This window comes from Streptomyces sp. NPDC020422, from assembly GCF_044386705.1.
GTDB lineage: Bacteria > Actinomycetota > Actinomycetes > Streptomycetales > Streptomycetaceae > Streptomyces.
Genome location: NZ_JBIRVJ010000001.1, coordinates 321,489 through 334,053, shown reverse-complemented (window position 1 = coordinate 334,053; position 12,565 = coordinate 321,489). Strand labels below are relative to the sequence as shown.

The following is a 12,565-nucleotide window of genomic DNA, read 5'->3' as shown; positions in this document are numbered from 1 at the left end:
GCGACCAGGCTAACGTCCGCGCCCGTTGACCGTTCGGGCAGCCCGTGGTGCCTCCACGCCTCTGGCTGGGGCGGCGCCCGGTCGCGTAGGCAGGAGGGACCGCAACCCCGCGCAGGAAGAGGCCTCCCTTGCACGACCACGAGAAGGCGCGAACGGCTCCGGCCGCAGCCGCGCGCACGTCCGCCGACCGCCGTCGCCCGTCGGGGCCGGGAACCCCGCGTGAGGGGCTGCTCTCCCTCCAGGCCACGGCCGGGAACGCCGCCGTCGTGCAGCTGTTGCGCGAGGGGGGACACTCCGGGGCGCAGGAGCGGCACCAGCACGGCGCCGGCTGCGGCCACGGCCAGGCCGAAGGGACGCAGAACCGCACGGCCGTTCAGCGCGCCCCCGCGGCGAGCACCGGGGTCGCGGTCCAGCGCGCCCCGTCCGGTGGCCACGCGCAGGGCGAGCACATCTTCAACGCCCTGGACGACCTGGCCAAGAAGTGCGGCACGGTCCTCGCCGATCGCGTCGACCGGCGGCTCACGATGCTCTCCGTCAACAAGACCGCGCTCTCCCACGGGCAGAACATGTCCCTGTGGAACTCGACCGCGCAGCGCGAGCTGCTGCGCGAGGCGGCGGACAAGGCCTCGGCACTGCGGGACAACCGCGACTACCGGTCGGCGACGAGGGGCGAGCCGATGAACGCCCAGGGACAGGACCCCAATTCCATCAGGTACAGCGCCTTCTCGGACCAGGTGCGCGCCGCCCTCGCCACCTGCGGCACGCCGCAGTGGAACGACGGCGCCGCCCTCGTGGCCCTCAAGGCCGATCTGATCCGGAACATCACCGACCAGGTGGCCCGGGCGGTGAAGCGCGACACGGATCTGCCCGAGAACCGGCGCAGGGGGTTCGACGACTGGTACCGGGCAACCGAGACGCAGATGGACACGCTCTTCGCCCACATCATCGGCACCGGCCGGGCCGTGCACGCGGCGCTGATGTCGACCGTCCACGCGGCGTTCGGCTTCGAGGAGGGGGACGAGATCGGGGACGAGATCTACACGATGTAGCCCCGGCCGTCGTCCCGGTCCGCACTCCTCGCCTGAACTCCCCGCTTGGACGCGCCGCTTGGACTCGCCGCTTGGACTCGCCGCTTGGACTCGCCGCTTGGACTCCTCGCTTGGACTCCTCGCCTGAACTCCTCGCCTGAACTCCTCGCTTGGACTCGCCGCTTGAACCTCCTCCAAGGGGAGTTCCTACCGTTCCCGCGGCCACGAGGAACGTGAGGAGACGAAACGATGACCGTTTTCGTACTGGTGTCGGGCCCCTTCACCGGGGGCTGGGTGTGGCAGGAGGTCGCGGAGCGGCTGCGGGCGGCGGGGGCCGAGGCGCTCCCGGTGGCCCTGACGGGCATGGTGGACGGGCCCCCGGGCGGGCCGGAGACGGACCTGGAGACGCACGTCGCGGACGTGCTGCGGGCCATCGACGGCATCGGGGGCGGCGACGACGGCGTCGGTGGCGCCGACGCGGCCGAGGTGGTCCTCGTCGGGCACGACTACGGCATCCACCCCGTCCTGGGCGCCGCCGACCGGCGGCCGGAGCGGGTGGCGCGGGTGGTGTACCTGGACGCGGGGCTGCCGATGGACGGGGACGCGGCGCTCGCGCTCGTACCCGAGGGGACCGTGGAGCGGGACGGGTTCGTGGCGCCGCCGTCGGGCGAGGGATGGGGGCGGTGGGGCAGTGTCGAGGGGATCCCGGCCGATGCGCTGGCCCGCCTGGACCGGCTCTCCGCGCCGCAGCCGGCGCGGACGCTCACCCAGCCGCTGCGACTGGCGGGCAGCCCCTTCGACCGGCCGTCGACCGGGGTGCTGTGCACCGCGAACGGCTCCGGGATCGCGATGGTCGAGTTGCTCGTGGCGTCGGGGCCGCCGGTGTTCCGGGCGCTCGCCGATCCGCGGGTGGGCTTCATCGAACTGGCCACCGGGCACTGGCCGATGCTGTCCGCGCCCGGCGAGCTCGCGGCGGCGCTGTCACGGGCCGCCGCGGACGAGGGGCACCGGGTGGCGGCGCCGGAGCACGCCCGGCCCGCGGACCCGGGCGCCTTCCTGCTGGACGTCCCGGAGCGTGCGCGCGTGCGCGAGGGGCGGGTCGACCTGCATCTGCCGGACGGGGAGGGACCGCGCCCCGCGGTGCTCTTCGTGCACGGCGGTCCGGTCGCCCCCGACCAGCGGCCCACGCCCCGGGACTCGCCGACGCTGCTCGGCTATGCCCGGTACCTGGCGGGTCTGGGGGTGGTCGGGGCGACCCTGGACCACCGGCTGCACGGCCTGGCGGACTACCCGGTCTCGGCCGGGGACCTCGCCGAGGCGGTGGAGTGCCTCCGCGCCGACCCGCGCGTGGACGGGGACCGGATCGCCCTGTGGTTCCTGTCGGGCGGCGGCCTGCTCTCGGCGGACTGGCTGGCGGCGCCGCCGCCCTGGCTTCGGGCCGTGGCCCTGAGCTGTCCCGTCCTCGCTCCGCCGCGCTCCTGGCGTGCCGTGCACTCCCGTTTCCGGCCGGTCGCGGCGGTGACGGAGGCGAGCCCGCCGATCGTGCTGATCCGGGCGGGCCTGGAGCACGAGATGTTCGCGACGGGCGTGGAGGAGTTCCTCACCGCCGCGGCGAGGGCCGGCGCAGGGATCGACCTGATCGACGCCCCGCTCGCCCACCACGGCTTCGAGACCCTCGACCACACCCCCGAGACCCGTGCCGCCGTGACCCGCGCGGCCCGCTCGGTGCTGGGGCACCTGGAGTCGTAGGGGACTGGGCGGGCCCCGGTGGCCGCGATCCTTTCGGATGCACACGCAGGTACCCATCGAGCACGATTACCCCCGCTTGCAATTATCCAGCGCCTGCAAGTATTGTCATAGCTCGTAAAACCCCTGTGCAATCTTTCCGGAAGGTTCGTCATGCCACTCGCGCTTCTGGCCTTGGCCATCGGGGCCTTCGGCGTCGGCACGACCGAGTTCGTGATCATGGGACTGCTGCCCGAGATCGCCGCCGACTACGGTGTCTCCATCCCCACCGCCGGCCTGCTGGTCACCGGCTACGCGCTCGGTGTCGTCATCGGTGCGCCGCTGCTGACCGTGCTCGGGAACAAGGTGAGCCGCAAGCGGATGCTCATGGTGCTCATGGGCCTGTTCGTGGCCGGCAATCTGCTCTCCGCCCTCGCCCCGAGCTTCGGGGTGATGCTGGCCGGCCGCGTGGTCGCCTCGCTCGCGCACGGCTCGTTCTTCGGCATCGGTGCCGTCGTCGCCGCCGATCTCGTCGCGCCGGACAAGAAGGCCGGCGCCATCGCCACCATGTTCACCGGACTGACCGTCGCCAACATCGTCGGCGTGCCGCTCGGCACCTTCATCGGGCAGGCGGTCGGCTGGCGGGTCACCTTCGCGCTGGTCGCCGGGCTCGGCGTGGCGGGCCTGCTCGGCATCGCCCGGCTCGTCCCCGCCATGCCCCGGCCCGAGGGCGCCCGACTGCGCCGGGAGCTGACCGCGTTCCGCAACCCGCAGGTGCTGCTCGCGATGGCGATGACCGTGCTCGGCTTCGGCGGCGTCTTCGCCGCGATCACCTACATCGCGCCGATGATGACCGAGGTCACCGGCTACTCCGACGGTGCCGTCACCTGGCTGCTCGTGCTCTTCGGCGTCGGCATGTTCCTCGGCAACCTGATCGGCGGCCGGTTCGCCGACCGCGCCCTGATGCCCCTGCTGTACGTCACCCTCGGCGGGCTCGCGCTCGTGCTGGCGCTGTTCACGGTCGCCGCCCACGACAAGATCCTGGCCGCGGTCGCCGTCCTGCTCGTCGGCGCACTCGGCTTCGCCACGGTGCCGCCGCTGCAGAAGCGGGTCCTCGACCAGGCCCACGGAGCGCCGACCCTGGCCTCAGCCGTCAACATCGGCGCCTTCAACCTCGGCAACGCGCTCGCCGCCTGGCTCGGCGGTCTCGTCATCGCCTCCGGCTTCGGCTACACCGCACCGAACTGGGTCGGCGCCGTCCTCGCCGCCGCCGCCCTCGGCCTCGCCTTCTGGTCCGCGGCCCTGGAGCGAAGGACCCCCGCGGCCGACGCCGCCGCCACCACCGACGCCGGCGCGCGCATCCCCGTACACCACTGAATCCCGCGGGGACCCTCCCCCGCGCCACCGAGACCCCCGTCAACCCCCGACCCCTCCCGCACCTCCGATTCCCCCAGCCCCGCCGAATCCCCCAGCACCACAGCAAGGACGCCCCACCATGAGCCTCACCACCCACGACGCCGAGATCCTGCTGACCGCCGCCCAGCGTGCCGCCGAGGCCGCCGGGGTCACCGTCAGCGTCACCATCCTGGACGCCGGCGGCCACCTGCTCGCCTTCCGCCGCGACGACCGTGCCGTGCTGATCTCCGGCGAGACCAGCACCCGCAAGGCCTACACGGCCCTCCAGCTCGCCGCCCCCACGGCCGACCTGGTGGACCTGGTCAAGCCCGACGGCCCGTTCCACTCGCTGCCCACGGCCCTCGACCGGCCGCTGCTGTTCATCGCCGGCGGCGTGCCCGTACACCGTGACGGGCGCCTGATCGGCGCCATCGGCGTCGGCGGCGGGGCCCCCGAGCAGGACCACTCCTTCGCCACGGCGGCGATCGCCGAACTCGGCTGATCCGGCCCAGCCCCTCCCCCGGCCCGTTCGGCCCGCGTCAGCGGGGCGGACGGGCCTTCGCGATCTCCTGCTCCGCCCAGGCGGCCCACTCGGCCTGCAGCAGCGTCATCCGCTTGCCCCACTCCAGGGTCAGCCGGCCGTAGACCGACAGGCCGCTGTCGTCCCAGTCCGTCGCCCGGTCCACGGCCTCCAGCTCGGCGTGCTTGCGGCGCGCGTTCTCGGCCTCGCGGCGCAGATAGGAGCCGGCCTCGTCCGCGGCGACCGCACCGAGCAGGAAGACCCGCAGCAGGTTGTCGTTCCGCTTGGAGCCGCTCGGCGGGACCTCCAGGAGCCAGTGGCGCAGCTCGACCAGGCCGGCGTCGGTGATCTCGTACGTCTTGCGCCCGCGCGGCCCCTCGTCGGCGACCCGGGTGAGTCCGGCGGCGTCCAGCTTGGTCAGCTCCGTGTAGATCTGGCTCTGGGTGGCGGGCCACACGTGCGAGAGCGTCGTACGGAAGGTGCCGAGGAGGTCGTATCCGCTGGCCGGACCCTCCGCGAGGAGGCCGAGGAGTGCGTGTCGAAGGCTCATGGGATCACTCTATCCCCGACATTCCACAGTTGACAGGTCGGGAGAGGAGTTTCTAGATTCGACATGTCACTTCAGGAATGTGGCCACCTGGACATGAGGAATGTGGGGGCTCCCATGACGTACCTGCTCAGCTTTCTTCCGTGGATCGCCGTCAGCGCGCTCACCGGCACGCTCGACATCCGTTACGCCCTGCTCACCGGACTGGTGCTCGCGGTCGCGGTGACCGTCCGGCAGCGGCGGGCGGGCCGCGCCTGGGACGCGCTGGTGATCGAGGCGAGCGCGGCGGTCTACTTCGCGGGCTGCACGGCCGCGGCCTTCGCGGCCCCCGACTCCGCCTTCGTGACGCGCTACGCCTCGGCGGGCGCCTCGCTGTGGCTGGCGGCGGTCGCCTGGGGCTCCCTCGCCGTGGGCCGCCCGTTCACGCTCGGCATCGCGCGCGCCTCGGTGCCCGCCGAGCACTGGGACAACCCGCTGTTCCGCAGGGTCAACCGCGTCATCACCGCCGTCTGGGCCACGGCCTTCACGGTCGGCGGCGCGGGCACGGTGTGGCTGCGCCAGGCGCGGCCCGAGGACGGCACGGCGCGGGCGCTGCTGACCGTCGGCTGCTTCCTCGTCCCGATCGTCTTCACGATGCGCTACCCGGCCGTCGCCCGCGCCCGGTTCGTCGCGGCCGCCGCCGCCCGGGGCGAGTCGACCGAGTGACCCCCGGCCGCCACGGAGGCGGCAGGGGGTCACAACGACCCTCGCCTTTGGGTCAGTTCACGATCACGGCCGGGCTGCCGGCCTGGGTGACGTCGAGCACCGGACCGTACTTGGCGGTGAAGTAGCCGCTGCCGGGACAGGTGCTGGGACCGCTGTACTTGGTGAACAACTGGTCGGTGAAGGTGAGCGAGTTGTCGGCGTTGGAGGGCGTGGCGGTCAGGCTGCCGGCCCGGTAGACGCAGGTGGTCAGACCCAGGATCGTGTTGATCTTCAGGGTGGTCTGGATCGGGCCCGCACTGCCCGCGGAGACCGTCAGCGGGCCGCCGGAGGTGACGGCCGCCGCGAACGGCAGGTTGTTGACGGTGATGCTCTGGACACCGGTGGCGCCGGTGATGTTGGTGGTGCAGGTGCTGAGCGTGTGGGCGGTGACCGTCTCGGTCGCGGTGCCGGGGGCCGCCGGGTTGGTGTTCGCGGTGGCGGTGAACGCGGAGGTGCTGCAGGTGATGCCGGTGCTGCCGCCCGGCGTGGTGGCGATTCTGGCCTTGGTCCCGGAGGCGAGGGAGGCCGAGAGGGTGTCACCGGACGCGACGGCGGTACCGCTCGTGGTGGTGAGGACCGCGCCGGCCGCGGCGGTCGCGGAGGCGGAGGCGGTCACCGCGAGCACGGCGGCGACGGCGGCGCCTAAGGCAGCACTGAGGGCACGCTTGTCCATGGGGGTTCCTTTCGCACGATGGCGGAGGGTGAGAGAAGGTGAGGGAACTCGACGGGCTGCGTGGGTGGGCGCACATGGGGACATGCGGGCCCACGGGGACGGTCGAGGGGCGCGCCGTGCGGGGATCGCGCACCGGGTACGGCCGACGGGAACGGCGCGCCGGAGCGTTCGGGGACGCGGTGACACGGCGGTGACGCGGACAGGCCTGCACGGACAGGCCTTGCTGGGCGACGGCCACCGCCGGAACGATCCGGCGCCACGGATCTCCGACAGCGGTGTCGCGATACGGGGTGGAGCGTAATACTCGGTGTGCGGCCCGCGGCGGCGGCGCAACCCGTCCCACCGGGGTGCGACTCCAGCGGTCCGCCCGGAACACCGAGAGGAAAACCCACGAGGGTTGTAATCCTGTCGCGTCCCTGACGTCAACAACCGCCGGAGGAAGTGGCCGATGACGAGCGCTCGCGGTGCCGAGGAGGAACTGGTCCTGCCGGGGGCCCGTACGGGCCGCGAGCCCGAGCGTTCGCTGCGGCCCGGCCCGCGCCGGCTCAGCCCCGAGCAGGTGGCCTCGCGCCAGCGCGAGCGGCTCCTCGACGGGGTGGCCCGCACGGTCGCGGCCAACGGCTACGCGGGCGCCCGGATCAGCGACATCTGCCGGGCCGCCGGGGTGACCCGACCGGTCTTCTACGAGCTGTTCTCCGGCAAGGAGGACGCGATGATCGCGGCGTACCGGGGTGGCACGCAGACGGTGGTACGGGCCATGCAGCGGGCGTACGAGGAGGCCGGTGGCGCCGCTTCCTGGCCCACCGCGGTACGGGCCGGGCTGCGGGTCCTGCTCAGCCTGCTCGCCCAGACCCCCGCCTTCGCCACGATGGTGGTCGAGATCGAGTCGGTGGGACCCGCGGGGCGCCGGGCGCGGTCCGAACTTCTGGCCAGTTTTCGCCGGTTCTTCGCGGACGCCCCGCCGGGCCCGTCCCGGGTCGGCCGGGCCGAGCTGGTGGACACGGTGGTGGGCGCCGTCCACGCGGCGGTGCACCGGGCGGTCGACGAGGGCAGGTTCGACGAGCTGCCGGAGCTCCTCGACGTGCTGGTGCACGTCGTCGTGACGCCCTTCGCCCGCTCCGCCTCCGCCGTCGGTTGATCATCAACACCCTTTTGTTACCGGGTAGTTGACGGCATGTATAACCCGGCGTACGGTCCGATCGGTTCCCTGCGGCAGGCTGCCTCCGCACGAGTCCGGGAAGACCCAGGCGGGTCGGGGAACCGTCCGCGCCAGGACGTAGCCGCGCTCTGTTTCTCACTCATGTCAGGAGCACCGCATGGCCCTGTCCGAAGGCACCACCGACCCCGACTCCCCGCCCGAGCCGCCCGGCGCGGACAGACGCGGCGGGGTGCGCTACCGCCGCGCCGCCGCGATGGGCATACCCGCGTTCCTGATGGCCGGGGCCCTGGTGGGCCTGACGGCCTCGGGCGCCCTCGCCGCCCAGTTCGCCATCTCCGGCATGCCGTTCGTCGTGACCGCCGACTCCCTGGAGGGCTCGGGCTTCGGGCAGTTCGGCGCGCTCGACACCATGGCCGAGGGCAGCCCCAACGAGGGCGACACCGGCGGCCAGGTGCTGGTGATCGTCACCGCCTTCCGCGAGGCGAAGCTCACCAACCTGTGCCAGAGCGTGGAGCTCGGCGGCACGTACCTGGTGATCACCGCGGGCGACAAGGGCACTCCGGTCAAGGCCGCCGGGCTGACCACCGACTCCACGGACATGGCCGCCAAGCTCGCCGAGTTCGAGGACATCGAGATCGGCCGGGACGCCAGCACCTACGACAAGCCCCCGATCAAGGGCCCGCTGGGCTCCTTCGGCCAGCAGGCCGAGAAGGTCAGCATCCAGAAGGTGCGGCAGAACAACTACGCCACGACCGCGACCCGGTTCACCCTGCCCGACCTTCACATGGGCTTCAGCTCGAAGGGCTGCTGAGCGTGGCACCCGACGCGGGGACCGAGGCCCCGCCGGCGGCCGGCCGGCGCCACCCGTGGCGGACCTTCCGGCGCTGGCGGCACCGCAGACCGTTCGGCGCCGGCCTCGCCGTGGCCCTGGGCGGCGCGGAGATCCTGGTGACCCAGCGGGCGAGCGTCTCCGTGGTCCTCGCGGCCGGAGCCGACAGCCTGGCCGGCTATGTGCTGCCGATCCTGATGGTGGTCTGCGGAATCCTCATCGTCCTCAACCCCCGCCAGCGCCTGTTCTATTCGGTGATCGGGGTGCTCGCCTCACTGGCGAGCTGGGTCACGTCCAACCTCGGCGGCTTCTTCGTCGGCATGCTCCTCGGCGTCGTCGGCAGCTCCCTGGCCTTCGGCTGGCTGCCCGACCGGCCGCGCCGCCGCCGCTGGCGGAAGCGGCACGCGTAGGACAGGGGCCCGGCCAAGCCGGGCCCCTCACCCACTTTTTTGTGGGTACTTGTCGCCCGCACGGCGCCCGGGAGAACCTGGTGGCGGCCGGAAGACCGGCCACCACCAGGCGAAGGAGGACGACGAACCCTCAGGACGCGGCCCGCTCCCCGGCGAGCCGGTCCAGTCGGCGATGGCCCCAGTCAGAGAGCGGAGCCAGCGCCTCGGCGAGCTCGCGGCCGAAGTCGGTCAGCGAGTAGACGGTCTTCGGCGGCACCACGTCGTACACCTCCCGGTGGACGAGACCGTCCGTCGCCATCTCCCGCAGCGCCTGCGTCAGCACCTTCTCGCTGATCGCGGGGATCTTCCGGCGCAGCTCGCCGGGCCGGTGCGGGCCGGATTCGAGCAGCCACAGCAGCAGGGTCTTCCACTTGCCGTCGATCACGGCGACGGCGGCGGTCACTCCGCAGACATCCGTCTCCCGGGCCCGGCTGCGTGTCATCGCCTCGTCCTCCTCCGCCTGGTTTCCCTTCCCTCTTCTTACCTCATGCACCAAGGGAGTTCCGCCATGTCCTCTTCCCCCGTCTCCCCCGCCGTCACCGTGATCGGCCTCGGCCCCATGGGCCGCGCGCTCGCCGGCGCCTTCCTGTCCGCCGGGGTGCGGACCACCGTGTGGAACCGCACCCCGGGCCGGGACCGCGAGCTCGTCGAGCGGGGGGCGGCCGGAGCGGCGAGCGCCGAGGCGGCGGTCGCCGCGAGCCCGCTGACGGTCGTCTGCCTGGTCGACTACGACGCCTCGGACGCCGTGCTGCGCCGCGGGCCCGTCACCGCCGCGCTGGGGGGCCGCACCCTGGTGAACCTGAGCGCCGACACCCCGGAGCGGGCCCGGGACACCGGGCGGTGGGCCGGGGAGCACGGCATCCGCTACCTCGACGGTGCCATCATGACCCCGACCCCCACCATCGGCACGCCGCACGCGGTGTTCCTGCACAGCGGCCCCGAGGAGGTCTACCGCGCGCACCGGCCGGTGCTCGACGCGCTGGGCGGCACCCACACCCACCTCGGCGAGGACGTCGGCCGCGCCGCCGCGTACGACATCGCGCTGCTCGACATCTTCTGGACCTCGATGGCCGGGTACGTGCACGCGCTGGCGCTGGCGTCGGCGGAGGGCGTGTCGCCGCGCGAACTGGCCCCGTTCGCGCAGGGGATCGGCGCGATCCTGCCGCCGCTCTTCCAGGAGTGGGCCGAGGACGTGGAGAGCGGCGGCTACTCCGGCGAGGGCAATCCGCTGACCTCGGCGGTGGCGTCGATGGGCCACATCGTGCACACCTCGGAGGCCCATGGCATCGAGGCGGGCGTGATGCGTGCCGCCGAGGGCCTGGCGCGCCGGACCGTGGGGCTCGGTCACGGCGCGGACGGCTTCTCCCGCCTCGCGGAGGTCCTCGGCCGGGGCGGCCGCTGAGCTCCTCCGCCCGGCGCGGTCACACCCGGCGCAGTGCTCCCTCGGCCCGCAGGTCGGCGAGGGTGGGGTAGCCGTCGACGGCCATGACGAGGTCGGCCTCGGCCAGCAGGGAGCGCAGGACGTGGACGATGCCGTCGGTGCCGTCGAGGGCGAGACCGTAGGCGTACGGGCGGCCGACGGCGACGGCGGTGGCGCCCAGGGCGAGGGCCTTGACGGCGTCGGTGCCGCTGCGGACGCCCGAGTCGAAGAGCACGGGCAGTCCGTCGGCGGCGGCCACCACGTCCGGGAGGGCGTCGAGGGCGGGCAGGCCGCCGTTGGCCTGGCGCCCGCCGTGGTTGGAGCAGTAGACGCCGTCCACGCCGCCGTCCCTGGCCCGGCGGACGTCCTCGGGGTGGCAGATGCCCTTGAGGATCAGGGGGAGGCTGGTGAGGGAGCGCAGCCAGGGCAGGTCGTCCCAGGTGAGCGGGTTGCCGAAGACGCCGGTCCACTCCAGGACGGCGGCCTGCGGGTCCTCCTCCGGCGGCTTGGCGAGCCGGGCGCGGAAGACCGGGTCGTAGGTGTAGTTGGCGAGCGCGTGGCCGCGCAGCTGCGGGAAGTTGGCGGTGGCGAGGTCGCGGGGGCGCCAGCCGGTGATCCAGGTGTCGAGGGTGACGACGATCCCGCGGAAGCCGGCCGCCTCGGCGCGGTGCACCAGGCTCTCGGCGAGGGCGCGGTCGGTCGGGGTGTAGAGCTGGAAGAAGCCCGGGGTGTCGCCGAGTTCGGCGGCGACCTGCTCCATGGGGGCGGCGCTCAGGGTGGACGCGATCATCGGGACGCCGGTGCGGGCGGCGGCCCGGGCGGTGGCGAGGTCACCGTGTCCGTCCTGGGCGCACAGGCCTATGACGCCGACGGGCGCCATGAGCAGCGGGGTGGGCAGCCGCAGGCCGAACAGGTCGACGGTGAGGTCGCGGTGGGCGGCGCCGACCATCATCCGGGGCACCAGGCCCCAGCGGTGGAAGGCCTCGGCGTTGGCGCGCTGGGTGTGTTCGTCGCCGGCGCCTCCGGCGACGTACGACCAGACGGACGGCGGGAGTGCGGCGCGGGCCCGCTCTTCGAGCTCGGCGAAGGTCATGGGCAGTTTCGGCAGGGTGCCGAAGAGCCCGTTGAGGTAGATCTCGTTCTGGTAGTCGCCGAACCGCTGGGTCATCGCGTGCCTCGTCCTTCCGCCGGTCAACCGCTGTGCGGCGACGCTACCGCCCGGTTCGGGCCCGGGGCCATGGCCCGGGACGGCGGGCCGTGACGTGGGGAGGGCGGGCGCGAGGGGATCAGGCGGTGAGCGCCCGCGCGAGTTCCTGGCGCACGACGATCGCGTTCAGCCGGAGCGCGAAGGGGACGGCGTCGGTCATCTCCAGGGCGCCGACGCGCGCCTTGTCGAGGCCGATGGTGACGTCGATGCAGAAGGCGAGGGCGTACATGTGACCGCCCGTCTCCTCGTCCTGGAGGGCGAAGAAGAGGTCCCGGTAGTAGCGGGTGCGGTCGGCGCCCTCCTCGTAGTACGAGAGTCCCGGCAGGCCCTCCTGCGCGGCGAGGCCGGTGAAGGCGTCGACGAGTTCGCGTTCGACGGTGGCCCAGAAGGAGGCCTCCGCGGACTCGGGCGGCAGGGCCTGGCGAACGGCCTCCTTGAGGGAGAGCACCATCACGAGGACGGGGGCGTGCTCCTGGAGTCCCCAGCCGCGGACCATCTTCACGATGCTGCTGTCGGGGATCGCGGCGGCGGCGTCGCGGATGTGGTCGAAGTCGTAGTTGACGGTGGCGGGGGCGATGGCCTCCTGGAAGGCGCGGGCGAGTGCCCGCGCCTGGTCGAGGTGGGCGGGGCCCACCTCGATGACCGTCTTGAAACTGGCGGCCAAGGGTCCTCCTTAAACATTCTGTTGATCAAGGAGGGGTCAGTATGACGCAGCGAGGGCCCGGCGGAGGAGGAGGGTCCGGCCCTCGGTCCGGACATGACAGTCCCCGGCGACTCTCTTCGGTGCCCGGGTGATCGGTCGTCGCCGATCGTCCGTCACCGACAGGGTCTGCCGGGGGCCTGGCCAGAGCCGAGATCAGGGTCACGCG

Annotated in this window: 14 protein-coding genes; 9 read left to right on the top strand and 5 right to left on the bottom strand. The window is 73.1% G+C overall.

The annotated features are described in order from the left end of the window. The first annotated feature begins 128 nt into the window (after nucleotides 1-128). The 4 genes from ACH414_RS01605 (at nucleotide 129) to ACH414_RS01590 (ending at nucleotide 4,650) form a co-directional block, all read left to right on the top strand. Nucleotides 129-1,049: a hypothetical protein gene (locus tag ACH414_RS01605; RefSeq protein WP_386561949.1), complete on the top strand. Its 921-nt coding sequence runs from the start codon at nucleotides 129-131 to the stop codon at nucleotides 1,047-1,049. A gap of 228 nt (nucleotides 1,050-1,277) precedes the next feature. Further along, nucleotides 1,278-2,777, top strand: coding sequence for an alpha/beta hydrolase (locus tag ACH414_RS01600; RefSeq protein ID WP_398940538.1), 1,500 nt, complete (start codon nucleotides 1,278-1,280; stop codon nucleotides 2,775-2,777). 150 nt (nucleotides 2,778-2,927) lie between these two features. Next, nucleotides 2,928-4,130, top strand: coding sequence for an MFS transporter (locus ACH414_RS01595; protein WP_391768105.1), 1,203 nt, complete (start codon nucleotides 2,928-2,930; stop codon nucleotides 4,128-4,130). A gap of 118 nt (nucleotides 4,131-4,248) precedes the next feature. Beyond that, entirely contained in the window at nucleotides 4,249-4,650 is a 402-nt protein-coding gene (locus ACH414_RS01590) for a heme-binding protein (RefSeq protein ID WP_382534356.1), read from the top strand. Between the two features lie 37 nt (nucleotides 4,651-4,687). Here the strand turns inward: ACH414_RS01590 and ACH414_RS01585 are convergent, their stop codons facing one another. Further along, nucleotides 4,688-5,218, bottom strand: coding sequence for a PadR family transcriptional regulator (locus ACH414_RS01585; protein ID WP_398940537.1), 531 nt, complete (start codon nucleotides 5,216-5,218; stop codon nucleotides 4,688-4,690). 114 nt (nucleotides 5,219-5,332) lie between these two features. Between ACH414_RS01585 and ACH414_RS01580 the strand changes: the two genes are divergently transcribed. After that, complete coding sequence (locus tag ACH414_RS01580; RefSeq protein ID WP_386561941.1) at nucleotides 5,333-5,920, top strand: hypothetical protein; 588 nt, start codon at nucleotides 5,333-5,335, stop codon at nucleotides 5,918-5,920. Nucleotides 5,921-5,972: 52 nt separating this feature from the next. Here ACH414_RS01580 and ACH414_RS01575 read toward each other — a convergent pair whose 3' ends face one another. Then, nucleotides 5,973-6,632, bottom strand: coding sequence for a Tat pathway signal sequence domain protein (locus ACH414_RS01575; RefSeq protein ID WP_398940536.1), 660 nt, complete (start codon nucleotides 6,630-6,632; stop codon nucleotides 5,973-5,975). Between the two features lie 448 nt (nucleotides 6,633-7,080). Between ACH414_RS01575 and ACH414_RS01570 the strand changes: the two genes are divergently transcribed. The 3 genes from ACH414_RS01570 to ACH414_RS01560 all read left to right on the top strand — a co-directional run bounded on the left by ACH414_RS01570 (nucleotide 7,081) and on the right by ACH414_RS01560 (nucleotide 9,030). Next, nucleotides 7,081-7,770: a TetR/AcrR family transcriptional regulator gene (locus ACH414_RS01570; RefSeq protein ID WP_382534348.1), complete on the top strand. Its 690-nt coding sequence runs from the start codon at nucleotides 7,081-7,083 to the stop codon at nucleotides 7,768-7,770. A 178-nt stretch (nucleotides 7,771-7,948) separates the two neighbouring features. Beyond that, nucleotides 7,949-8,602, top strand: coding sequence for a DUF6230 family protein (locus ACH414_RS01565; protein ID WP_382534346.1), 654 nt, complete (start codon nucleotides 7,949-7,951; stop codon nucleotides 8,600-8,602). Between the two features lie 2 nt (nucleotides 8,603-8,604). Next, nucleotides 8,605-9,030 carry a DUF6114 domain-containing protein gene (locus tag ACH414_RS01560; RefSeq protein ID WP_382534344.1) on the top strand — a complete coding sequence of 142 codons (426 nt, stop codon included), beginning with the start codon at nucleotides 8,605-8,607 and terminating at the stop codon, nucleotides 9,028-9,030. A gap of 130 nt (nucleotides 9,031-9,160) precedes the next feature. On the opposite strand, the gene ACH414_RS01555 is transcribed toward ACH414_RS01560, so the two are convergent. Continuing rightward, the gene (locus tag ACH414_RS01555) at nucleotides 9,161-9,511 is read right to left on the bottom strand and encodes a winged helix-turn-helix transcriptional regulator (RefSeq protein ID WP_382534343.1); all 351 of its coding nucleotides are present in this window, start codon (nucleotides 9,509-9,511) and stop codon (nucleotides 9,161-9,163) included. Nucleotides 9,512-9,577: 66 nt separating this feature from the next. Between ACH414_RS01555 and ACH414_RS01550 the strand changes: the two genes are divergently transcribed. Then, complete coding sequence (locus tag ACH414_RS01550) at nucleotides 9,578-10,471, top strand: NAD(P)-dependent oxidoreductase (RefSeq protein ID WP_386561935.1); 894 nt, start codon at nucleotides 9,578-9,580, stop codon at nucleotides 10,469-10,471. A 19-nt stretch (nucleotides 10,472-10,490) separates the two neighbouring features. Here ACH414_RS01550 and ACH414_RS01545 read toward each other — a convergent pair whose 3' ends face one another. Together ACH414_RS01545 and ACH414_RS01540 are read right to left on the bottom strand one after the other, a co-directional pair. Beyond that, nucleotides 10,491-11,657 carry an alpha-hydroxy-acid oxidizing protein gene (locus ACH414_RS01545; RefSeq protein ID WP_398940535.1) on the bottom strand — a complete coding sequence of 389 codons (1,167 nt, stop codon included), beginning with the start codon at nucleotides 11,655-11,657 and terminating at the stop codon, nucleotides 10,491-10,493. 118 nt (nucleotides 11,658-11,775) lie between these two features. Further along, nucleotides 11,776-12,360 (bottom strand): Type-2Aa cytolytic delta-endotoxin, encoded by a 585-nt coding sequence (locus ACH414_RS01540; protein ID WP_382534337.1) that lies wholly within the window; start codon nucleotides 12,358-12,360, stop codon nucleotides 11,776-11,778. Nucleotides 12,361-12,565 lie beyond the last annotated feature (205 nt).

Excerpts from the sequence above, each read along its gene's own strand:
- ACH414_RS01600 (WP_398940538.1), top strand. The coding sequence starts at position 1,278 with ATGACCGTTTTCGTACTGGTGTCGGGCCCCTTCACCGGGGGCTGGGTG.
- ACH414_RS01595 (WP_391768105.1), top strand. The coding sequence starts at position 2,928 with ATGCCACTCGCGCTTCTGGCCTTGGCCATCGGGGCCTTCGGCGTCGGC.
- ACH414_RS01590 (WP_382534356.1), top strand. The coding sequence starts at position 4,249 with ATGAGCCTCACCACCCACGACGCCGAGATCCTGCTGACCGCCGCCCAG.
- ACH414_RS01585 (WP_398940537.1), bottom strand. The coding sequence starts at position 5,218 with ATGAGCCTTCGACACGCACTCCTCGGCCTCCTCGCGGAGGGTCCGGCC.
- ACH414_RS01580 (WP_386561941.1), top strand. The coding sequence starts at position 5,333 with ATGACGTACCTGCTCAGCTTTCTTCCGTGGATCGCCGTCAGCGCGCTC.
- ACH414_RS01575 (WP_398940536.1), bottom strand. The coding sequence starts at position 6,632 with ATGGACAAGCGTGCCCTCAGTGCTGCCTTAGGCGCCGCCGTCGCCGCC.
- ACH414_RS01570 (WP_382534348.1), top strand. The coding sequence starts at position 7,081 with ATGACGAGCGCTCGCGGTGCCGAGGAGGAACTGGTCCTGCCGGGGGCC.
- ACH414_RS01565 (WP_382534346.1), top strand. The coding sequence starts at position 7,949 with ATGGCCCTGTCCGAAGGCACCACCGACCCCGACTCCCCGCCCGAGCCG.
- ACH414_RS01555 (WP_382534343.1), bottom strand. The coding sequence starts at position 9,511 with ATGACACGCAGCCGGGCCCGGGAGACGGATGTCTGCGGAGTGACCGCC.
- ACH414_RS01550 (WP_386561935.1), top strand. The coding sequence starts at position 9,578 with ATGTCCTCTTCCCCCGTCTCCCCCGCCGTCACCGTGATCGGCCTCGGC.
- ACH414_RS01545 (WP_398940535.1), bottom strand. The coding sequence starts at position 11,657 with ATGACCCAGCGGTTCGGCGACTACCAGAACGAGATCTACCTCAACGGG.